Origin of the sequence: Cupriavidus numazuensis, from assembly GCF_905397435.1 — a bacterium.
Lineage (GTDB): Bacteria > Pseudomonadota > Gammaproteobacteria > Burkholderiales > Burkholderiaceae > Cupriavidus > Cupriavidus numazuensis.
Map to the genome: position 1 here is coordinate 102,724 of NZ_CAJPVI010000023.1, position 22,291 is coordinate 125,014.

20 protein-coding genes and 1 pseudogene are annotated in these 22,291 nt (G+C 64.2%); 16 read left to right on the forward strand and 5 right to left on the reverse strand.

The annotated features are described in order from the left end of the window. Window positions 1–325: 325 nt before the first annotated feature. The 9 genes from KHO41_RS19210 (at window position 326) to KHO41_RS19250 (ending at window position 10,419) form a co-directional block, all read left to right on the forward strand. On the forward strand, window positions 326–1,768 hold the full coding sequence (locus KHO41_RS19210) for a cytochrome ubiquinol oxidase subunit I (protein WP_211954872.1): 1,443 nt from the start codon (window positions 326–328) through the stop codon (window positions 1,766–1,768). A 4-nt stretch (window positions 1,769–1,772) separates the two neighbouring features. Next, window positions 1,773–2,780, forward strand: a complete 1,008-nt coding sequence (gene cydB, locus KHO41_RS19215; protein ID WP_211954873.1) for a cytochrome d ubiquinol oxidase subunit II — start codon at window positions 1,773–1,775, stop codon at window positions 2,778–2,780. A gap of 2 nt (window positions 2,781–2,782) precedes the next feature. Beyond that, window positions 2,783–2,923, forward strand: coding sequence for a DUF2474 family protein (locus KHO41_RS19220; protein ID WP_211954895.1), 141 nt, complete (start codon window positions 2,783–2,785; stop codon window positions 2,921–2,923). A gap of 186 nt (window positions 2,924–3,109) precedes the next feature. Next, window positions 3,110–5,146, forward strand: a complete 2,037-nt coding sequence (locus tag KHO41_RS19225; protein WP_211954874.1) for a LamG-like jellyroll fold domain-containing protein — start codon at window positions 3,110–3,112, stop codon at window positions 5,144–5,146. 49 nt (window positions 5,147–5,195) lie between these two features. Then, entirely contained in the window at window positions 5,196–5,399 is a 204-nt protein-coding gene (locus KHO41_RS19230) for a hypothetical protein (protein WP_211954875.1), read from the forward strand. Window positions 5,400–5,449: 50 nt separating this feature from the next. Beyond that, entirely contained in the window at window positions 5,450–7,585 is a 2,136-nt protein-coding gene (locus KHO41_RS19235) for a phosphocholine-specific phospholipase C (protein WP_211954876.1), read from the forward strand. 106 nt (window positions 7,586–7,691) lie between these two features. Next, on the forward strand, window positions 7,692–8,579 hold the full coding sequence (locus tag KHO41_RS19240; protein ID WP_211954877.1) for a LysR substrate-binding domain-containing protein: 888 nt from the start codon (window positions 7,692–7,694) through the stop codon (window positions 8,577–8,579). A 68-nt stretch (window positions 8,580–8,647) separates the two neighbouring features. Then, complete coding sequence (locus KHO41_RS19245; protein ID WP_211954878.1) at window positions 8,648–9,670, forward strand: M14 family zinc carboxypeptidase; 1,023 nt, start codon at window positions 8,648–8,650, stop codon at window positions 9,668–9,670. Further along, window positions 9,667–10,419: an alpha/beta fold hydrolase gene (locus KHO41_RS19250; RefSeq protein WP_211954879.1), complete on the forward strand. Its 753-nt coding sequence runs from the start codon at window positions 9,667–9,669 to the stop codon at window positions 10,417–10,419. Before KHO41_RS19245 ends, KHO41_RS19250 begins: the two co-directional genes overlap by 4 nt. On the opposite strand, the gene KHO41_RS19255 is transcribed toward KHO41_RS19250, so the two are convergent. From KHO41_RS19255 to KHO41_RS19270, 4 genes and pseudogenes are all read right to left on the reverse strand, one after another. Further along, on the reverse strand, window positions 10,403–10,972 hold the full coding sequence (locus KHO41_RS19255) for a TetR/AcrR family transcriptional regulator (RefSeq protein ID WP_211954880.1): 570 nt from the start codon (window positions 10,970–10,972) through the stop codon (window positions 10,403–10,405). The two genes, KHO41_RS19250 and KHO41_RS19255, sit on opposite strands and share 17 nt — an antisense overlap. Before the next feature lie 337 nt (window positions 10,973–11,309). Continuing rightward, window positions 11,310–11,888 (reverse strand): annotated as a pseudogene (locus KHO41_RS19260) (copper resistance protein CopQ); the annotation flags it as partial. 419 nt (window positions 11,889–12,307) lie between these two features. Next, complete coding sequence (locus tag KHO41_RS19265; protein ID WP_211954882.1) at window positions 12,308–12,874, reverse strand: TetR/AcrR family transcriptional regulator; 567 nt, start codon at window positions 12,872–12,874, stop codon at window positions 12,308–12,310. A gap of 356 nt (window positions 12,875–13,230) precedes the next feature. After that, window positions 13,231–13,848 (reverse strand): copper resistance protein CopQ, encoded by a 618-nt coding sequence (locus KHO41_RS19270; RefSeq protein WP_211954883.1) that lies wholly within the window; start codon window positions 13,846–13,848, stop codon window positions 13,231–13,233. Between the two features lie 417 nt (window positions 13,849–14,265). On the opposite strand from KHO41_RS19270, the gene KHO41_RS19275 reads away from it, so the two are divergent. The 4 genes from KHO41_RS19275 to KHO41_RS19290 all read left to right on the forward strand — a co-directional run bounded on the left by KHO41_RS19275 (window position 14,266) and on the right by KHO41_RS19290 (window position 17,084). After that, window positions 14,266–15,135: an alpha/beta hydrolase gene (locus KHO41_RS19275; RefSeq protein ID WP_211954884.1), complete on the forward strand. Its 870-nt coding sequence runs from the start codon at window positions 14,266–14,268 to the stop codon at window positions 15,133–15,135. Between the two features lie 258 nt (window positions 15,136–15,393). Next, the gene (locus tag KHO41_RS19280) at window positions 15,394–15,690 is read left to right on the forward strand and encodes a hypothetical protein (RefSeq protein WP_211954885.1); all 297 of its coding nucleotides are present in this window, start codon (window positions 15,394–15,396) and stop codon (window positions 15,688–15,690) included. 293 nt (window positions 15,691–15,983) lie between these two features. After that, a complete protein-coding gene (locus KHO41_RS19285) occupies window positions 15,984–16,682 on the forward strand; it encodes an alpha/beta hydrolase (RefSeq protein WP_211954886.1) in 699 nt (232 codons plus the stop codon). 33 nt (window positions 16,683–16,715) lie between these two features. After that, a complete protein-coding gene (locus KHO41_RS19290) occupies window positions 16,716–17,084 on the forward strand; it encodes a hypothetical protein (RefSeq protein ID WP_011300417.1) in 369 nt (122 codons plus the stop codon). Window positions 17,085–17,111: 27 nt separating this feature from the next. Here KHO41_RS19290 and KHO41_RS19295 read toward each other — a convergent pair whose 3' ends face one another. Then, window positions 17,112–18,017, reverse strand: coding sequence for a LysR family transcriptional regulator (locus KHO41_RS19295; protein WP_211954896.1), 906 nt, complete (start codon window positions 18,015–18,017; stop codon window positions 17,112–17,114). A gap of 133 nt (window positions 18,018–18,150) precedes the next feature. On the opposite strand from KHO41_RS19295, the gene KHO41_RS19300 reads away from it, so the two are divergent. The 3 genes from KHO41_RS19300 (at window position 18,151) to KHO41_RS19310 (ending at window position 22,199) form a co-directional block, all read left to right on the forward strand. Beyond that, complete coding sequence (locus KHO41_RS19300; protein WP_211954897.1) at window positions 18,151–19,332, forward strand: M20 aminoacylase family protein; 1,182 nt, start codon at window positions 18,151–18,153, stop codon at window positions 19,330–19,332. Window positions 19,333–19,387: 55 nt separating this feature from the next. Further along, the gene (locus KHO41_RS19305; RefSeq protein ID WP_211954887.1) at window positions 19,388–20,398 is read left to right on the forward strand and encodes a tripartite tricarboxylate transporter substrate binding protein; all 1,011 of its coding nucleotides are present in this window, start codon (window positions 19,388–19,390) and stop codon (window positions 20,396–20,398) included. A gap of 319 nt (window positions 20,399–20,717) precedes the next feature. Continuing rightward, window positions 20,718–22,199 carry a hypothetical protein gene (locus KHO41_RS19310; protein WP_211954888.1) on the forward strand — a complete coding sequence of 494 codons (1,482 nt, stop codon included), beginning with the start codon at window positions 20,718–20,720 and terminating at the stop codon, window positions 22,197–22,199. Window positions 22,200–22,291 lie beyond the last annotated feature (92 nt).

Sequence of the window (22,291 nt, forward strand, 5' to 3'; positions counted from 1 at the left end):
TCCAGAATGGCCGCGTGCCACCCCGCTGTCATTTCCATCTGATACGGTCTTTTTTTTCATTTGTGGTTCTGTTTTTCGCGAGACCTGGCTATTAGCATCAATTCGTCCGGAAAAGGCCCGATGTGACCCACCCGCTGCGACGATATGTCGCCGCACCCACTTCCGCCTTTGCCGGCACATGGCGACGCATGCGGCGTACACTACGCTTACCGCACGCGCCAACGGCCCGCGCCCCTGGCGCGCCTGCCGGCACGCCCGCCACGCCTGACCGGCATGGCAGCGCAGTCGACGGCGTGCGATGGGCCAGCGCCACGGAGAACAAGACATGTTTGGCTTCACCGCGCTAGAACTCGCCCGTATCCAATTCGGTTTTACCGTTTCCTTTCACATCATCTTTCCCGCCATCACGATCGGGCTGGCCGCGTATCTCGCGGTGCTCGAAGGTTGCTGGCTACGGACGCAGCGCCCGGTCTACCGGGACCTGTACCACTTCTGGTCGAAGATCTTCGCGGTCAATTTCGGCATGGGGGTGGTGTCGGGGCTGGTCATGGCCTACCAGTTCGGCACCAACTGGAGCTTCTTCTCCGAGTTCGCGGGCAGCATTACCGGCCCGCTGCTGACCTACGAGGTGCTGACGGCCTTCTTCCTTGAGGCAGGCTTCCTCGGCGTGATGCTGTTCGGCTGGAACCGCGTCGGACCGGGGCTGCATTTCTTCGCGACTGTCATGGTCGCGCTGGGCACGCTGATCTCGGCAACCTGGATCCTCGCCTCCAACAGCTGGATGCAGACGCCGCAGGGCTTCGAGATCATCAATGGCCGCGTCGTGCCGACGGACTGGTTCAAGGTCATCTTCAACCCGTCGTTCCCCTACCGCCTGGTGCATATGAGCGTGGCGGCATTCCTGTCCACCGCGCTGTTTGTGGGTGCTTCCGCAGCCTGGCACCTGCTGCGCGGGCGCGACAATCCAGCCCTCCGCAAGATGCTGTCGATGGCGATGTGGATGCTGCTGATCGTCGCGCCGATCCAGGCCGTCATCGGCGACATGCACGGCCTGAACACGCTGAAGCACCAGCCGGCCAAGATCGCCGCGATGGAAGGCCACTGGGAGACGGAGCATGGCGACCAGGGCTTTCCGCTGCTGCTGTTTGGGCTGCCGGATATGGAGCGTGAGGAAACCCGCTTTGCCATCGGCATACCGCGCCTGGGCAGCCTGATTCTCACGCACAGCCTCGATGGCCAGATCAAGGGCCTGAAGGAGTTCGCGCCGGAAGACCGGCCCAATGCCACGATCCTGTTCTGGTCGTTCCGGGTGATGGTCGGCCTCGGTGTGCTGATGATCCTGCTGGGCCTGTGGAGCCTGCTGCTAAGGCGCGGCGAACGGCTGTTCCAGTCGCGGGCCTTCCTGCGCGTGGCGATGTGGATGGGGCCGACCGGCTTGATCGCGCTCCTGGCGGGCTGGTACACGACGGAGATCGGGCGGCAGCCATGGGTGGTCTACGGGCTGCAGCGCACCGCCGATGCCGTCACCCCGCACAACGTGCCCGAGCTCGCGCTTACGCTTGGTCTGTTCATCGTCGCCTACTTCTTCGTGTTCGGCGTCGGCATTGCCTACATGCTGCGGCTAGTGCGCAAGGGCCCGGTGATTGACGAAGGCAAGCACGAGCCCCAGGGCGGCCCTGGCCGCGGCCACACCCCCGCACGCCCGATTTCCGCCGTCGAGGACGATGATGTGATGGCGCCCAATCAACCCGCTCGCAGCAGGAGCTGACACCATGGGCATCGACCTTTCCCTCCTCTGGATCCTCATCATCTTCTTCGGCGTGATGATGTACGTCGTGATGGACGGTTTCGATCTCGGCATCGGCATGCTGTTCCCGTTCGTGCCGGACCGCCATGACCGTGACGTGATGATGAACACCGTGGCCCCTGTCTGGGACGGCAACGAAACGTGGCTTGTGCTCGGCGGTGCCGGGCTGCTGGCAGCGTTCCCGCTCGCCTACTCGGTGGTGCTGAGCGCGCTCTACCTGCCGCTCATGCTCATGCTGCTGGGCCTGATTTTCCGCGGCGTGGCGTTCGAGTTCCGCTTCAAGGCCAATGACCGCGAACGGCCGGTGTGGGATGCCTCCTTCATCGGCGGCTCGCTTACGGCATCGTTCTTCCAGGGCGTGGCGCTGGGCGCGTATATCGACGGCATCCGCATGGAAGGCCACCGCTTCGCCGGCGGTCCGCTGGACTGGCTCGCGCCGTTCCCGCTGTTCTGCGGCGTTGGCCTCGTGGTCGCCTATACGGTGCTGGGCAGCACGTGGCTGATCATGAAGACCGAGGGCGAACTGCACCAACGCATGGTGCGGCTGGCCGGCACGCTGGGCTGGCTGTTGCTCGCGGTCATCGCGGCCATCAGCCTGTGGACGCCGCTCACGCACCCGGAAATTGCCGAGCGCTGGTTCCGCCTGCCGAACCTGATCTTGTTCTCGCCGGTCCCGCTGCTGGTCGTGCTGTGTGTGCTCGGACTGATGCGCGCACTGCGGCGAACGCCGAACATGGCACCGTTCCTCTATGCGCTCGGGCTTGTCTTCCTCGGTTATACGGGGCTTGCGATCAGCGTGTGGCCCAATATCATCCCGCCCGGCATTTCGATCTGGGATGCCGCGGCGCCGCCGCAGAGCCAGGGCTTTGCGCTGGTGGGCGCGCTGTTCATCATCCCGTTCATCCTGATGTACACGGTGTGGGCCTACTACGTCTTCCGCGGCAAGGTCCGCCACGGCGAGGGGTACCACTGATGATGCCCCGCCCCGTCAGGCTGCCGCTCTGGCTCCGGCGCGTCGGCTGGCTTGTGCTGATCTGGGCCGCCAGCGTGGCAGCCCTGGGCGCCGCGGCCTGGCTGCTGCGCCTGCTGATGGCCGGAGCCGGCTTCCACCGCTGACCCGCTGCGGCGGCAGGGCCGGCTGTCTTGCGCCGGCCTTGTCTGCAATGCCTTCAAGAATCCGAATGCCGCCATCAGGATTCTTTGCCTCCCTGTCACTGCCGTGACAACCCCTGCTCTTACTCTGCCATCACTTCGCGGGGCTTGCCCTGCGCACAACAAGGCAAACAGACAGGGGAATGACAGATGGCATGGATTCTTGCTCGGCCGGCGCGTGGCAGATACGCCCTCAGCCTGGCCATGGCCGGCGTGGCCGCCGCCGCGCTGACCGCATGCGGCGGAGACGATGCGCAGCCACCGGCGGCCAGTCCGTCCGATTCAGGCAACAAGACCAATCCCGCGCCGGCGGCCAGCAAGGTGCTGCTGATTGGCGTGGACGGCGCCACCTATGAGCAGGTGCAGAGCGCCATCCTGCGGCGCGAGCTGCCCAACCTCGCACAGCTGAACCTCGTACCTGCCGCGACTGGCGGCATGCCGGGCACCGTCACTGCCCAGCCACCGCTCGATGCGCCGAGCTGGGCGACGGTGCTCACCGGCACCTGGGCCAACCGGCATGGCGTGACCGACGACACGGGTTCGGTCGCACCGCAGGCGCCGAGCATGTTCCGCTATTTCCGTGCCGGCGCGAAGGCCGGCACGCAGCTTGGCAGCGCGGTCAGTTCGGCTGTCGTACCGCCGCTGCTCGCGGCTGAGCGCGACGCCGGCAACCTCGACACGCTGGTCGACTGCGCAAGCGCCGACAGTTGCGTGACGCAGAACAGCGTGAAACTGGTGCAATCCGGCTACGGGCTGGTCTTCGCGCAGTACAGCGCCCCGGCGCTGGCTGCCGAGGCTGACGGCTTCAGCGCGGGCACCTATGCCACGGCATTGACAGGCTTCGACCAGGCGCTGGGCCAGCTTCTGGCGGCAGTAGCCGAACGCCGCAAGGCGCAGCCGAACGAGGACTGGCTCGTGATGGTGACGACCAGCCACGGGCTCGATGCCACGGGTGCCACCACGTCCTTGCCGACGATCGAGAACCGCACGGCCTTCATCGCCATGAACAAGCCGCTCAATGCGGCATTGGCCAGCACCGGCACGGCCGCTCCGATCACGCCGGCGGACTTGTCTGCTCTGTCGACCGAGGCCGACATCGCACCGACGCTGCTGGCGCACGTCGGCATCGCCGTCGATGCTGCCGCCAACCGGTTCGACGGCATGCCGCTGAACGGTGCCAGTGCCGGCGTACGCGGTATCCGCATGGCGGTAGGCCGCTACAACGATTCGATCGAACTGACGTGGCAGAACGCTTCGGCATCCGCAGGCGAAACGCTCGTGCTGCGCGATGGCGTGCAAATCGCGAAGCTGCCCGCGAGCGCCACGCAGTATGCCGACAATGCGTTCGACATGCCCACCGGCCTGTACCGCTTCAACTACACGCTGGTGCGCAACGGCGTGCCAGTGTCCTACCAGGCGCAGATCAACTACGTGAAACCGGTGCCGCTCGCGACCACGCTGCGCGACAACCTGGCCGCCTACTTCAGCCTGGACGCCAAGCCGCCGGTCGACGCCAAGGGCGGCGCTACGCTCGGCCCGTGGCTGCCGCCCACGGACGGTGGCACGCTCGTCGACGACAATTTCGGCGCCAAGGGCCTGCGCGTCGATTCCAACGTCGACGCCTACCAGCTCGTGCAGAACGGCGCGGACATCGCGCAGAGCCCGCGATTCACCATCGGCCTGTGGTTCCGCACGGATTGCACGCAGGGCAACGGCACGGGGGAACCGATCCTTTCCAACAAGAACTACACGTCGGGCGCCAACCCCGGCATCGCGCTCGGCCTGTTCGGAACCTGCGAAATCCGCTTCAACATCGGCAGCGGCGGCGGCAAGCGCGATGACATCAATGGCATGAAGGTCTCGGCCAACCAGTGGGCCTACCTCGCGCTGTCCGTCGATGCCGTGGCGAAGAAGTTCAGCGCCTACGTCATCGACCCGGTGCTGGGCCTGCAGAAGGTCGAGAACAAGGCAATCGCGGCGACCGACGTGACCAAGCTCAACGGGCTCGCCACCAAGGTCTGGGGCCTCAATGACGATGCCACCCACAACTACGTGGCCAACAACGCCGGATCGCTCAAGGGCGTGATGGCCTTCAACGACCTGGCGATGTGGACGCGGGTGCTGACGCTGGACGAACTCAAGTCCATCACCGCGTCGCGCCAGCCGCTGTCCAGCCTCAACCCTTGAACCCGTGCACCGGTCCGTCCACGGCCCACGCATTCCGGAGATCCTTACCATGACCCGAATCCTGCGCACAGCCCCGCGTTCGCACTGGATTGCCACCCTGCTGATGTGCGCTGCGCTGTCCGCCTGCGGCGGCGGCGACGACAACGCATCCGGCGGTTCACAGGCGCCGGCCGGCACCCAGACGCCGGTCAGCGGCGAAGGCGCGATCAACCAGCCGCCTGCCGTCAAGCCCGCCATCCGTTGCGCGCCCTGAGCGGCGGCAAGCAAGCCGACTATCCTGAACCTATCCGGCCACAGAACGACATGAACGCCAACAGCAGACGCAGTTTCCTCAAGCTCGCCGGCAGCAGCGCCGCGGCCGCCGCCGCGCTGGCCGCCTTCCCGCCGGCCATCCGCCGCGCGCTGGCCATCCCGGCCAACAACGCGACGGGCTCTATCCGCGACGTGGAGCACGTCGTGATCCTGATGCAGGAAAACCGCTCGTTCGATCACTACTTCGGCACGCTGCGCGGCGTGCGCGGCTTCGGTGACCGCTTCCCGATTCCGCTCGCGGGCGGTCTCAACGTCTGGCAGCAGACCTATGCCAGCGGCACGGCGCGCACGGTGCTCCCCTACCACCTGGACAGCACCGCAGGCAATGCGCAGCGCGTCAGCGGCACGCCGCACACCTACCCCGATGCACAGAACGCCTGGGACCTGGGCCGCATGAACAAATGGCCCACATACAAGAACACGCAGTCGATGGGCTATTACACCGAAGCCGAACTGGACTTCCAGTTCGCGCTGGCCAATGCCTTCACGATCTGCGATGCCTACCATTGCGGCTTCCACGGCGGCACCAACCCGAACCGCCTGTTCCACTGGACCGGCACCAACGACCCGTCCGGCACGCACGGCGGCCCGGTGATCGACAACAGCGGCGATTCGTTCACGGGCTCGAACACGCCCTATACGTGGACGACGTATCCGGAGCGCCTGGAAGCCGCCGGCGTGAGCTGGAAGGTCTACCAGAACATGCCGGACAACTACACCGACAACCCGCTGGCCGGCTTCAAACAGTACCGCGATGCGAACCTCGCACGCGGCAACGCGGCCAATGGCAGCCCGTATCCGGCGTATGCCAGCAGCGACGACGCCATCAACCCGCTGATCAAGGGCATCTCCAACACCATGCCGGATGCGGGCTTCCTGCAGGCGCTGCGCGATGACATCGCTGCGGGCAAGCTGCCGCAGGTGACGTGGATCGTGGCGCCGGCAACCTACTCCGAGCACCCCGGGCCTTCCAGCCCGGTGCAAGGCGCCTGGTATACGCAAGAGGTACTGAACGCGCTGACCGCAAACCCGGCCGTGTGGAGCAAGACCGTGCTGCTCGTCAACTTCGACGAGAACGATGGATTCTTCGACCACGTGCCGCCGCCGTGCGCGCCTGCTTACGAGAACGGCGTGCTCGCCGGTGCCTCGACGGTCGCCACCGAGGGTGAATACCACACGGACCAGAAGCCCTATGGCCCGGGACCACGTGTGCCGATGTATGTGATTTCGCCGTGGAGCCGCGGCGGATGGGTCAATTCGCAGGTGTTCGACCATACCTCGGTGCTGCGCTTCCTGGAGGCGCGCTTCGGTGTGGCGGAGACCAACGTTACGGCATACCGGCGCGCAGTCGCTGGTGATCTGACTTCGGCCTTCAACTTCGTCAACCCGAATTCGGGCACGCTGCCGACGTTGCCGAGCCGCGACAAGACCGGCGCCGACGCCATTCGCACCGCGCAGGGCGTGCTGCCTCAAGTGCCGCTGCCCTCCACTGCTGCGCAGCAGTTGCCGCAGCAGGACAAAGGCACGCGCCCCTCGCGCGCGCTGCCGTACGAGCTTCACGTCAGCGCACGCGAAGACGCCGCCGGGCGCCTGGTGTGGCTGCTGTTCAGCAACACCGGCAAGCAAGCCGCGGTGTTCCATGTGTATGACCGCCTGCACCTGGACCGCGTACCACGCCGCTACCTCGTCGAGCCCGGCAAGGAACTCAATGGGAGCTGGGATGCCTTCGCCAGCGACAGCGGCAAGTACGACCTCTGGGTGCTCGGCCCGAACGGCTTCCACCGCGCCTTCAGCGGCGACGTGAGCGCCGTCACGACAGCCTATGCCAGCGCACCGGAGATCCGCGTCTGCTACGACATCGCCAATGCCGCCGTCTACCTGACCATGATCAACACCGGCAGCGCCGCATGCACCTTCACGGTCCAGCCCAACGCGTACCGCACGGACGGCCCGTGGACGTACGACATCCCCGCTGGCAAACAGCTCGAGCAGCACTGGCCCGTGGGCCTGCAGGGCAACTGGTATGACTTCACGGTGAGCACGGCGCAGGGCGGCTTCAAGCGGCGCTTTGCGGGCCGCCTGGAAACCGGCGCTGACAGCGTATCCGATCCGGCGATGGGTACCTGATCCGACCAGAACTCAGGGAAAGCGTAGCGGTACTGTCACATTGCACCGCTAGACTGCGCGCTCGTCCGGTGCCTGCGCGCCCGCTACCTTTCCCTGCCCCTATCCCATGCTCGGCGATCTTCTCACGACCTTTTTTGAAGTAGCTCGCCAGGGCAGCATTACCACGGCCGCGAGGCAGCTAGGCGTCAGCCAGCCCACCGTCACGGCACGCATCCGCCAGCTCGAGGATGTCTATGGCGTGGAGCTGTTCTATCGCCGTGCGAGCCGGGTCGACCTGAGCGATGTCGGTGTCGCGCTGATGCCGGTGGTGGAGCAGCTGATGCAACAGGAAAGCAATGCCGACTATCTTCTGCGCAATGCCGGGAACCTGCGTTTCGGCAATCTGCGCATCGGCGCGACCGGCCCGTACTACATCCTGCGTAGCGTCGCCGCGTTCCGGCAGCGCTATCCGGCCGTCGAAGTCAGCATCGAGATCGGCAATTCGCAGCAGATGATCGAGGCGCTGCTGGAATACCGTATCGACGCCGCGGTGTCCTCGCACGCCGTGGACGACAACCGGCTCGCGCGTATCCGGCTGGCCAGCGATCCGATGGTGCTGGTCGTGCATCCGGAGCACCCGTTCGCGCGGATGCCACATGTCGATATCACCCGCCTTGCCGAATGCCACCTGCTCGTGCGGGAGCTTGGGTCGATGACGCGGCAGGCCACCGAGGCTGCGCTCGCAGCATGCGGCCAGGAACTGCCGCGCCATATGGTCATCGGCAGCCGCGAGGCCATCTACGAAGCGATCCGCCAGAACATTGGCGCGAGCGTGGTACCCGCGGGCGAAGTCCCGCGCGATCCTGCGCTGCGCATTGTGCCGTTCGCGCAGCGCCCGCCCGTCATCCACGAGTACCTTTACTGCCTGGAAAGCCGGCGGCATACGCGGCTGGTCGGTGCCCTGCTCGAATGCGTGGAATCGCTGGCGCCTGACCAGCAGGCTCAGGCTGCCTGAGCGATGCAGGGCACGCCCTGCCCGGCCCGCGCGTGGCCGCGACGCCGCCCAGCGCCTATATTGGTGCCATGAGCGAGCGCACCGCTTTTGCCGAATACGATCAGTTGCTGAGCCTGCTGGACGCAGGCAGCCGTGTGCTGGATGCGCGCGCGGTATGCGAAGCCACGGTGCAGGGCCATCGCTTTTCGGTCTATGCCGCCACCGTGGGAGCCAAAGCTGCGGATGCGCCGGCCATCGGCATTTTCGGGGGCATCCACGGCCTGGAGCGGATCGGCACGCAGCTTGTGCTCGACTATCTGCGCTCGCTGCTTTGCCGGCTGGAATGGGACGAGCTGCTGCACGAAGAACTGCAGTCGGTGCGCCTGGTGTTCATGCCCATCGTCAACCCGGGCGGCATGTGGGCCGCCACGCGCGCCAACCCGAACGGTGTCGACCTGATGCGCAATGCGCCGCAAGACGCCGATGCGCGCGTGCCGTTTTTGGCGGGCGGCCAGCGCATCGGGGCGTGGCTGCCGTGGTTCCGTGGCCGCGCCGGGCACCCGATGGAAGCCGAAAGCCAGGCGCTGCTGGACGTGGTACGAAGCGAACTGCTGACGCGCCCGCTGAGCTTCGCGGTGGATTGCCATTCCGGCTATGGCTGGCGCGACAGCATCTGGTTTCCGTATGCGCGCACGCACCGTCCCATGCCGCACCTGCCCGAGATGTACCTGCTCAAGACCATGTTCGAACAGGCCCACCCGCACCATGGCTACGCGTTCGAGCCGCAAAGCCACCAGTACCTGCTGCACGGCGACCTGTGGGACTACGCGTACGACCTGACACCCCCGCAGAACCTGTTCCTGCCGATGACGCTGGAACTCGGTTCCTGGCTGTGGATCAAGAAGAACCCGCGGCAGTTGTTCTCGCGCGACGGCATCTTCAACCCGATCAAGGCACATCGCACCGCACGCGTACTGCGCCGGCATGTGAGCCTGTTCGATTTCCTGGGCCGCATTGCCTTTGCGCCGCAGCGCTGGCTGCCGACCGGCGAGCGACGCGCGATGCTGCAGGAACAGGCGCGGGCGCACTGGAACCAGCGGCCAGCACCATGACGGACTGGGTTTTCCTCCGAGGGTTGACGCGTGAAAGCCGGCACTGGGGCGCGCTGTCCACGCGTTGGCAGGCAGCAGGGCTTGGCACGCCGCTGTTGGTTGATCTGCCGGGGAATGGCACCTTGTGCCATGAGGAATCGCCCGCGACCGTATCGGGCTTCGTGGCTTCAGTCCGGCACAGTTTGCGACAGGCGGGACAGCGGCGGCCTGTGCGTGTGCTCGCGATGTCGCTGGGCGCCATGGTTGCTGCGGAATGGGCGCGACAGCAGCCCGACGAAGTGGCGGCGCTGGTGCTGATCAACACGAGCATGCGGCCCTTCAGCACCATCACCCAGCGCCTGCAGCCCGCCAACTGGCCCGATTTGCTGCGCATGGCTGGCGTATGGGAGAACCGTGGTTATTGCGAGGGCACCATCCACCGGATGACGTGTGCGAGAGTGGACACGCGGGAGGCCGACCTTGAGGCGTGGAAGCAGATCGCGACGAGCGCACCGGTCAGCCGGCGCTCGGCCCTGCGGCAACTGCTGGCGGCGGCGCGTTACCGCGCTGACCGTATAGCGCCCTGCCCGTCCACGCTCCTGATTGCCTCCGACGCCGACAGGCTGGTTGACTCCGTCTGTTCAGCGCAGCTCGCACGGGCCTGGAACGTCCCGCTGCTGCGGCACCCGTGGGCTGGCCACGACCTGCCGCACGATGACCCGGATTGGCTTTGCGACGTGGTGGCGCACCAGCTCACTGCTGAGGCATGACCCCGATCAGCATGGCAGCGGCGGACTCCAGCCTCTCGGCGGTGCCACACAGCCGGGCGGCCATCAACCCGTTCTGCAGCGAGCCATAGACGACCTGGGCCAATTGCGCGGGTGGCACCGGATAAGGCTTGTCGCGCAGCGGCTGGGCGCGCTCGAACAAGCCTGTCAGCCATTGCTCTTGCATGCGCACGTAGTCGCGCATGGTGGCGCGCACGGGTTCCGACAGGGACAGCACATCGGCGGATAGCATCCCCACCAGACAGGCCTGGTCCGTGCCGGAGCCCGCATGCAGGGGCGCCAGGTATTGCCGCGCCTGTTCGAGCGGGGGCAGGCTGGTATCGATCGCGCGGATGCGCTCCTGCGTACGAGCGCTGTACTCGCGTACCGCTTCAAGGACCAGGTCATCCTTGGACGGAAAATAGTAATGAATGCTCGAGGTCTTGACGCCGACCAGCTCGGCCAGGTCGCGGTAGCTGAAACCGTTGAACCCCCGGCGGCGAATCAGCACCAGCGTGTGCTCGAGCAATTGTTCGCGTACGGATTGTGTTTTCATGGTTTCAGTCCCTCTGCAATGTCTGCTGCCACTCAGGCCGGCAGCGTTTGCGCGACCAGCGTGATGAGTGAACCGCTGACGAGGCAGAGCCCCACCCATCCGACCAGTACCAGTGCGCTGTCACGCAAATTCATGATGTTCCCCTGCAACCGGGCAACCCGTGCCCGGCGTTGAAATCCGGCGGCCGGCCATCAGCCGGCCGTCCGTGTCAGGCTCAGGCCAGCGCGCCGTCGGTGTACGGGTCGACCTTGCCGAGCTTGGCGCCGTCGGTGTACGGATCCACCGTACGGGCCGGCGATTGCGACACGCCACGCGTATCCAGGCCTGCTACGGTGCGGGCACCGTCGGTGTAGGGGTCGACCTTGCCGAGCTTCGCCCCATCCGTGTACGGGTCAACGGCACGGGCCGGCGATTGCGACACGCCACGCACGTCCAGGCCTGCTACGGTGCGGGCACCGTCGGTGTACGGGTCGACCTTGCCGAGCTTCGCGCCATCCGTGTACGGGTCGACGGCACGGGCCGGCGTCTGCGATACGCCACGCGTATCCAGGCCTGCTACGGTGCGGGCGCCGTCGGTGTACGGGTCATACTTGCCGATCTTCGCGCCATCCGTGTACGGGTCGACGGCGCGGGCCGGCGCCTGCGATACACCACGCGTATCGAGGCCTGCTACGGTGCGGGCACCGTCGGTGTACGGGTCGGTCTTGCCGACACGCTGGCCTTCGGTGAACGGGTCGAACTTGCCTGCCCTCGCGCCATCGGTAAAGGCATCGGTCTTGCCGACGCGGAAGGTGTAGCCGTACTTGTCACCGGCAAAGCCGCTATCAGCGGGGCCTGCGGCCTGTGCAATGCCACTGGCGAGCGCGGCAGCAAGGGTAGCGGCGGTGATCACGGTCTTGGCGAACTTGGCATTCATGATGAGCTCCTTGGCTTGGCGACCTCCCTAGAGCGTCGCGCGGGGTTCGTTTCGGTTCAGTATCAGGTCTCTTCTTGATTCCGCATCTACTAGTAGATAGATAACCAGATTCAAAAAAAGACCGTCGTAACGGTGTTGCGATGGTCCCGTTGCTGAACCGGCTTCTTTTTCCTTGCCGGTGGAGCAGCGCTTCCATGGGTCAAATACTATCTACTACTAGGTAGATAGTCAAGCAAAAATCTTTCTATCGGCCCGATAGGTGTTGGCCTGCCGAAGCTATGCACCTGATTTAAATCGGAATTTCCTGTAACGAGGAGAGCCGAGGTCACCGCATCTGCGTCCTCTGCCGGCGGAAAAACAAAACCGCCATGCAGCATTGGCTACATGGCGGTTGCAGGCAGCGCCTGGCCGACGGCGTCTTAACCGCTCACGGCAGCCATGAGCGTATCCGCCGCGGCTTCCACACGATCCGATGTACCAAACAGGCGAGCCGAAATCAGCCCGCTTTGCAGCGATCCAAACACCACCTGCGCCAGGCGCGGTGGTGGCACCGGGAACGGTGTGCTGCGCTGCGGCTGAGCGCGCTCCAGCAAACCCGTGAGCCATTGCTCATTCATCAGGAAGAACGTCTGCAGCAGACTGTGGACGGATTCGGGCAGGCACAAGGTCTCGGCGGAAAGCATGCCGCACAGGCAGATCTGGTCCGAACCACAGCTCGCACGAAACGGGGCCAGGTAGATGGCTGCCTGCTCGGTCACGGGCAATGTCGTATCGATCGAACGCAGGCGCTCGGACATCGTCGCGCTGTACGTCTTCACAGCTTCCAGGACAAGGTCGTCCTTGGTCGGGAAGTAATAGTGGATGCTCGACGTCTTGACGCCGACCAGTTCGGCCAGGTCCCGATAACTGAAGCCATTGAAGCCTCGACGCCGGATCAGCACCAGCGTGTGCTCGAGCAGTTGCTCACGGACGGATTGCGTTTTCATGAGGTCAGTTTATCTACATGAAGATAGACGCTCAAGCGAGAACGCCTGAAGGTGCGGGTAATCCCTAGGATTAGCCTGACGGTGGAGATTAGACCACCTGGAGGTGTGCGCCTCGGTGGACACAACCCCGGGGGATACCCGGGGCGTGCATGAATACAACGGACTAACCAGGCAGGACCTGCGCGGCGAAGGTGATCATCGAGCCACTCGTCACGCAAACCAGCAGCCATCCGCCAACCAACAGGATGCTGTCACGCAAATTCATGATGGACTCCATTGCGGCCGGCCCGACGATCACCAGAATCGCCGGGCTGCCGTGGTAAGGAATACCGCCGGCCCGGTAGGCCGGCTGGCGATCAGGCGAACTGTCCGTCGGTGTACGGATCGAACTTGCCCACCTTGGCGCCATCCGTGTACGGGTCGACCGTTCGGGCCGGCGTTTGCGACACGCCACGCGTATCCAGGCCTGCCACCGTGTGGGCGCCATCGGTGTACGGGTCGTACTTGCCGATCTTCGCGCCATCCGTGTAGGGGTCAACGGCACGGGCCGGCGATTGCGACACACCACGCGTATCCAGACCTGCTACGGTGCGGGCGCCATCGGTGTACGGGTCGTACTTGCCGATCTTCGCGCCATCCATGTACGGATCAACCGTGCGGGCCGGCGATTGGGACACGCCATGCGCATCCAGGCCTGCCACGGTGCGGGCACCATCGGTGTACGGGTCAGGCTTGCCCACGCGGGCACCGTCGGTGTACGGATCGGTCTTGCCAACGCGTGCGCCTTCGGTGAACGGGTCGAACTTGCCGGTCTTTGCACCGTCGGTAAAGGCGTCGACCTTGCCGACACGGAAGCTGTAGCCGTACTTGTCACCGGCGTGGGTGTCGTGGCCGGCAGCCTGGGCCACGCCGCTGGCGAGCGCGGCAGCAAGGGCGGCAGCAGTGATCACGGTCTTGGCGAACTTGGCATTCATGATGAGCTCCTGGGCTTGCGACCTTCCTGAGGCGTCGCGTATTCGGTTCATTTCCGGTGTCTCTTCTCGATCCCACATCTACTGGTAGATAGATAACTAGATCTAAAAAAAGACCGCCGTTGCGGTATTGCGATGGTCCTGTTGCAGGACCGGCTCTGCTTCTTGTTGCCGGTGGTGCAGCGCTTCCATGGACCGAATACTATCTACTACTAGGTAGACAGTCAAGGAAAATCTTTTCTATGAGGACGATAGGATTCCCCTTGTTACGCATAACCCGTTGATTTTAAAAAAGACTCTCGGACGCTCTGCGCTTGGCGAGCGCCCCGCACAACACAACGGTTCTTCTGCTTCCAGATCTGCCTGTGCCAATCGCGCGACACCTGCTAGCCTTAAAGGGCACCTGCGAACCTTAGGTCCATGCTGCCTCCTTCCGATAGCCCGATTCCGCGCTGGCTGGCCGGCACTGCCGGCGTTGCCGTCCTGGCTGGCCTGGCCCGCCATCTGCTTTTCCGTGCGATCGAACGCGAGGCCTTTGTCACGCCGGGCATCCCGCCGTCCGGATGTCAGCCCGAAGCGACGCTGCAGCCCAGCACATTCGCGAGTGGCAACCGCGTGCTCCACGCGGCTTATGCGCCCGCGGCCCAGCCCCAGGCGCCGGCGTTGATGGTGTGCCACGGCGACGACGAATGCCTGCCCGACTGGGTCCCGGTACAGGCCATGCTGTCGCGTGCGGGCATCAGCAACTTCGTGTTCGATTACAGCGGCTATGGTGCAAGCAGCGGTCGCCCGACGGTCCGGCACCTGCGCGAGGATGCACGCGAAGCCTATCGGATGTTCGTGGCGGCCACGCCGGTTGCATCGCGGCGCTATGTCCTCGGACATTCGCTCGGGTCTGGCGTATTGCTCGATGTCGCGCGCGAACTCAGGCCGATCCCCGACGGAATGATCATTGCCTCAGGCTTCAGCTCGGCTCGCGCGGCGGCAGTCCAGACCGGCAAGGTTCCAGCGAGACTGGCCTGGCTGTTGCCGGACCCCTGGAACAATCTGGCCCGCATGCGCCGGCTGAACCTTCCTCTGCTGGTCCTGCACAGCCGCGATGATGAAGTGCTGCCGTTTGCGCATTCGGAGCGCCTGGCGCAGGCAGCATCGCATCTGCAAGAACTGGTGTTGTTTGATGGCATGCCGCACGACGCGGCCATCCTGCCCGATTACATCGAATCGTTCTGGGCGCCCATCGTTGCCTTCATGCTGGCACCACATGCGCAGCGCATCGACGGGCCGAAATAGCGCGGGCATTCGGCCAGTGGCGATGATGGCGTCGACGGCAAAACCTTGCCGGAATACCGCTACGCGCGTATTGCATGAATCGTGACACTGTGATTGCCACAGAACAATCTAACCGAGTCTCCCCTGCGCGGCAATCATACTTGTGGGCGAGGCGCGACGAATGGGCAGGTTGAGATTCTTTTGCCGATTTCTTGTCTATATTGGTTCCCATGGCAAAAACATTGGTTCTTAGCTGTTGATCAGCACAGGAGGTATGCCATGCGTTGGCTCGCAAACTTGTTCAGTCCGCCGACCCCGGAAAAGATTGCCGAAAGGGAACTGCAAGACATGAGGCTGACGTTGTTCCAGGCCGAACGGCGCCTGCTCGAGGCGCAGATGCAGGTTGCCTATTACCGCGACATGGTCGCGTTCCTCGAAGACGTCGCGGCCAAAGGCGTCGAGGACGTGGTGGACAAGCGCCGCGCCGCTGCGCCCGCCGCCATCGAGAGCTATGCGCAAGCTCCGCGCGTGGCGCCCGGACTGACCACCGTGCCGATCGTGCCGTCTGCTGCCTAGCCGGCAGCAAACAGCCGTCTACCGCGGCTTGGCCACCGGCCGGGTGCCTGGCACTCCGGTGGCCATGCGTGGTGCCATGCGCCCACGCACTGCCCTGTTGTCGCGCACCGCCGGCCCCACGGAGGCTGGAACACGCTTGCACGCGTTGGGGGATGCGTACTTCCCGCTGCCCCAGGCACGCCTCGGAGCCCGAGTGTTGCCGCCCAGCGCGCATAGACCGGCGCCGACCTGTGCGATACTCGCGCTGCCCGCCGCGCAAGACGGCGCCTGCCTTATCAGCCTGGAGTGCCCCCATGAACGAACTGCTGCCCGCGATCGAAATCGAGACCGCGCCGAATCCCGCTTTCAGCGTCATCTGGATGCACGGGCTTGGTGCCGACGGCAACGACTTCGTCCCGGTGGTGCCGGAACTCGGGCTCGAAGCCGCGCCTGGCGTGCGCTTTATCTTCCCGCATGCGCCTGCCATTCCCGTTACGTGCAACGGCGGCTATGTCATGCCAGCGTGGTATGACATCTACTCGCTCGGCGAAACCAGCCGGCACGTGGACGAACAGGGCATCCGTCTGTCGCGCGAACGCATCCGTGCGCTGATTGCACGCGAAAATGCGCGCGGCATCGCGACCAGCCACATCGTGCTGGCCGGCTTCTCGCAAGGGGGTGCAATTGCGTACACCACCGCCCTCACCCATCCCGATGCGCTCGCGGGCATCATCGCGCTGTCCACCTACATCCCCGCGCCGGATCTGTTGACCGCGGAAGCCACGACCGCGAACGCCACCATCCCGGTCTTCGCCGCGCATGGGACGCAGGACGACGTCGTATCCCTACGCCTCGGCGAGCAGGCCCGCGATTTCCTGCAGGCACGCAACATCCCGGTCACATGGCACACCTATGCCATGCCGCATTCGGTCTGCCTGGAAGAAATCGCGGCGATCGGCGCGTGGCTCAACGCCACCTTCGCGCGGATCACGGAGCAGACGGCGCAACGCTAAAACACGGCACGCTCCACTGTCATCACCACGTATATGAAAGCCGCCCCGCTTCTGAAGATCGATTTCAATACCCGCAAGGCCCTGATGTTCGCGCTGACCGCCGAACGTCTTTCTGCCTACTACGAACACGGCAAATGGCTGACCGACGCGCAAGGCGCGACACTGGCCGGCGAATGGTTGTCGCGATCGAAACTGCAGCTCGCACTGTCCGAACGCCGCCTGTTGTCCGAACTGAGCGACCAGTTCGCACGCCAGCTGGCGGACACGCTGTCGCGCGAAGCCGGCCTGTATGCCTCGCACGAAATGATGGAAGCGCTCGATCCGAACTACCAGTCGGCGTTCGCGCACGATATGCTCGACGAATGCGAGCGGCTGCTGCGCGAGAACGGCGTCAACGAATAGGACTGCGGCCTTCCCCGCATTGCCTGCTCATACCTGGGGGAAGGCCTTCATCACATGCCGCAGCATGCGGTCCGCCACTGGCGAAAGCGGCCGGCCTGTGCGGGTAACAATGTGGATGCGGCTGTTGTTCAGGATCGGATTGGCCAGCGGCAACGACACCAGGTCCGCGAATTGCGCCCCCTTCAGCGCCACCGAGCGCGGCGTCATGATGTAGCCCAGCCCCATCGCCGCGAATTCCCACAACACCTTGAACGAGTTTGTCGTGAGCATATGGTTCAGGGTGATGTGCTCTTCGATTTCCGCGGCCTCGATATGCTTGCGCACGCCGAACGATTCCGTCAGTGAAGCGCCCTGATGCGGCGCCAGGTCCGCCAGCGTGAGCGGCTTTCGCTTGCGTGCCAGCGGATGGTCCTTGCGCAGCACGCGGATCGGCGCAAGCCGTGAATAATGCGAGCGCAGCCGCACGTCGTTCGGCGGCTGGAACACAAAGGCGATATGCGCAAGGTCTTCGAGGATGCAGTGGACCGTTTCCTCCGTGCCCGCGACGCGGATGTTGTACGTGACGTCGGGATGCTTGTGCAGGAAGCCCTGCAGCACGGGTTCGAGCACCAGGTCGATAAAGCCTTCGCCAAAAGCGAGTTCCACATGTCCGCGCTGGGAATTCTTCAGGTTGTTGACCTCGGCCAGGAAGGTATCGCTCAGGTCCTGCTGGCGCCGCGCAAACAAGGCCAGCAGGCGACCGGCATCCGTCGCCACCACGCCGCGTCCGCGCCGCTCCAGCAGCGCCAGGCCCGTATCCTGCTCCAGCTTTGCCACGGCCCGGCTCACCACTGACGGGTCCAGTTCCAGCACATCGGCCGCGCCGCGTACCGAGCCGGTCTCGATGATCTGCAGCAGGCACATCGCCCGCTTCCGGTCCAGTACATCCTCCATCATTCCTCCTCGATCCGCGCCAGGCGGCGAACTTCAATCGTTGCATTTTATACAACGTTTTGCCGCAATCATTGTCATGGATGCCTGACGCGTGCGCGTGGAGAATAGCTCCACGATCCAGCCCCGCCACGCCATGAACCCGTCCACCGTTGCAGAACTGCGGCAATCCATCCAGGCGCTCTCGCCGGAATTCGTCGAAATCCGCCGGAAGATCCACGCGCATCCCGAACTGGCCTTCGAAGAGCGCCAGACCAGCGACCTCGTCGCGGAAAGCCTCGCGGCATGGGGCTACGAGGTCCATCGCGGCCTGGGCACGACCGGCGTCGTCGGCACGCTGAGGAAGGGACAGGGAACCAGGACACTTGGCATCCGCGCCGACATGGACGCGTTGCCTATCCAGGAAAAGACGGGCCTCGACTACGCGAGCACCATTCCCGGCAAGATGCACGCGTGCGGCCACGACGGTCACACCGCCATCCTGCTGTGCGCCGCGCGCCATCTCGCCCAATCCGTCGATTTCAACGGCACGCTGAACCTGATCTTCCAGCCCGCGGAAGAAAACGAAGGCGGAGCGCTGCGCATGCTGGAAGACGGCCTGTTCGAGCGTTTCCCGTGCGACGAGGTCTATGCGCTGCACAACTCGCCGGGGCTGCCCGTGGGCCAGATCGGCGTAATCACCGGACCGGCCATGGCCTCGTTCGACCGTGCCACCGTCACGCTGCGCGGCCGCGGCGCGCACGGCGCCATGCCGCATCACGGCATCGATCCCATGCAGTGCGCCGCCAGTATCGTGCTGGGTCTGCAATCGATCGTCAGTCGCGAAATCGACGCGCTCAGGTCCGCAGTGATCACGGTCGGCTCGATCCAGGCCGGCGCAACCTACAACGTCGTGCCCGAAAGCGCGATGCTCAAGATCGGCGTGCGCACGCTGGACCCGAAGGTACGCACGCTGGTCGAGACGCGCATCCAGACATTCGTCGCCGCGCAGGCCGAGAGCTATGGACTGCAATCGGAGGTCGTGTACGAACGCAAGTACCCGGTGCTCGTCAACCATGCGGCGCAGACGGAACGCGCGCGGGAAGCGGCGATCCGCCTGCTAGGGGAGGACAACGTCGTGGAACGCCCGCCGGTGATGGGCAGCGAAGACTTCGCCTACATGCTCGAACACCGGCCAGGCGCATACGTGCGCCTTGGCAATGGGCTGGGCGAAGACGGGGGTTGCATGGTCCACAACCCCCTGTACGACTTCAACGACAAAGCCTTGCCCGTCGGCGCCGCATTCTGGGCGCACCTCGCGCAAAGCTACCTGGTTTGAACCATCGATCTGAATCGACCTGAAACGGCCTGAATAATCCAAAAACGGGGACACCATGCATTCGATGAACCGCCGCCGCTTCCTTCAATATGCCAGCTTCACCTCCGGCAGCACCGCACTCGCCGGCCTGCCGGCGTTCGCGACGGAAGCCTTTCCGTCCAAGCCCCTGTCGCTCGTCGTGCCCTACCCGGCCGGCGGCGCCAGCGATACGTCCGCGCGCATCTTTGGCGAATCGATCAGCAAGAGCGTCAAGCAACAGGTGGTGGTCGAGAACTACGGCGGCGGCACCGGGCTGATCGGCGCAAACAAGGTGCTCGCTGCACCGGCCGACGGCTACACCTTCTTCCACGGCTCGATCAACGAAGTCTTCCTTGCACCGTTGCTGAACCCGGCCGCGCGCTACAAGCCGCAGGACTTCATGCTCGTAGCGCCGATCAGCGACGCGAACATCGTGCTGATGGTGCGCAACGGCATCCCCGCCGATACGCTCGACAAGTTCATCGACTATGCGAAGCAGAACAAGGCCAAGCCGCTGACCTACGCGACGGTGGGCATCGATTCGATCTACCACCTGATGGGCGATGCGCTCGGCGCGCGCCTCGGACTGACCTTCCTGCACGTGCCGTACAAAGGCGCCGCACCCGCATTGCAGGGCCTGGCCGGTGGCGAAGTGGACTTTGCCATCCTGCCCTACCAGTCGAGTTTCGACGCCATGCAGCAGCAAGGCCGGCTGAAGCTGCTGACCAGCTTCTCGAAAACGCTGCCCGCTTCGGTCAAGCACATCCCGCTGATTTCGCAGAGCCGCATCGTGCCGGACTTCGAGTACGCGATCAGCGGCGGCTACTTCGTCAGGCAAGGCACGCCGGCGGACCGCGTGGCCGTGTTGCGCAAGGCTATCGGTGAAGCGCTCAACAAGCCCGATGTGCGCGGCAAGCTCGAGGCCGAGGGGCGTACCGTCGTACAACCGGTCGAAACCCAGCAGCAGGCAAACAAGTACTTCGACCAGTATCAGGCGCGCGTCACCGAACTGATCCGCAGCGTGGGACGCAAGACCAACGCGGCCTGAGCCCGCGTCTGCGATTCAAGGCGTGCGCGCCGCAGCCGCGCGCCGCCCTTTCCCGAGTTCCGCAGTATCCAGGCGCCGGAACACCAGCGCCGACAGAAGCGTGATCGTGCCCACGACAACAAAGGCCAACAGGTAGGCGGGACCTGCCCCCCTACCCGATCTCTGACCAGCGGCACGAATCCGTGGCGCTCCTTCGGCCGTATCTGAAACTTCGTACGACTATTTCAGACATCCGCTATATCCCGGTCCGTTTTGCTTTGGAATCCTCACGCGGGGCCAATAGCGCTCAGATGGGCACGATCAACTCGGGACACTTAACATGGCGGAAAAGAGTGACGGCGGTAGCATTGAGATTACAAGGCGGCAGACATACTTGTTTGCCAATGGCTGCGTTTCGAGATCAGGGCGCTTGCCCGCGCTATTCCTGGCATTGGCGTTCATTGCAGGCTGCGACAGGAACCCTTCAGTGCCAGTTCACAGTGGCCTGAGTATCGAGGGCTTCAACTACGCGCCGTTCCACCTCTCGCGTTTTTCCGTCTCTGATGAGTATGGAAACAAGGCCACTGGCGGCGGCCAACCCGTGCCAGCCTTTGGAGCAAGCTCGCGTAGTTGCTGCTTTAAGCTGAAGGGGAGAGTCTTCACGGTCAAGTGGGATGCATACGATCCAGATAAACCCATCAGCGTGCTGCATAGGGAAGCTGCTGTCTATTTGACTCCATCCAGGGCCAAGCACGAAGGCGCTGACGGCTTGCTTGGGGTGCATTTCTATCCAGACAATCGTGTCCAACTCAAATACGGCTCGGACACAAGTGGCATCTCGGCCCCCAATGCGGAGATTGACGGCCGGCTATCGGAAGTTCCGAAGGAAGAGCAACTCTCTCGATTGACAGACCATAACCCTGCGAATTACTCCTTATCGGACCACCAGCGGCGACATTGGGGACTGGGATCCGCAGCTCTACAGGAGGCAATGATCGTCCGTGCAATGATCACCCGTATGGAAAGCATGGCAATACACGCACCCGACGCTTTCGCTCGGTTCTCTGTGGTAACTGGAACGGACTGGGAGAACAAGAAGACCTACAAGCTTTCCGAACTGATCACTGCATATCGGCAACTCGTGCCCCACAAGACGGGTCCTGAAGTCCAGGCGCACGTGGAGGTATTTCTGCGCTGGCTTGCGGTGCGATCTCAGTTACCGGCATTTCACAAGTCGACCACCGGGCGTACCGACGAGGTTTGGCGGCAGCATCTTGAGCGCACCAGAAAAATTCATGAAGCGCAGGAAATGTACAATGCCGAGCGCCGGCGAGTGCCATCCGACCTAGTTGCTCAAGGCAATGCGCTTGCGCGTCTGCGCGCGGCGCAAGAGGAACAAGTCCTGGCGCTACCCGGAGCAACGCTCGAACTTTCCCGAACCAGTGTGACGGCCTGGGACCGGATCGCCGCACAAGCCGCGCAGGAGCTCCGGCGCTTGCCGCTCCAGAACGGCCTGAAGCAGTCGGCGGACCGCATTCGTGCTATTGCGCGGGACATGGAAGCACCCTATTCCGAAGACATGGAAGGCGCCGCCAAGAGCATTGAGGCGAGCGTGATGAGCCAGGAAGCACTGGCGTTTGCGCGAGCATGGAAAGACAGTGCCGAAGGGCAAAATCCCCTTTCCGATGAGGTCATGGCGCTCTTTGACATTCTCGTGCATGACACCACGCGAACACAGCGACTCAGTCCCCTGCTTCCCTCGAGGCTGAACTTTCAGGCGGGCCCAAATAACTTTGGGGTAAGCCCCTCCATGTCAGGATAGTTGTCGCCTCGCCGCCTTTCGATGAAGGACAATGGGGGGCGGAAGCGGTTTGGAGATGAAACGCTATCCGGCGGAGTTCAAGGAGTGGATGG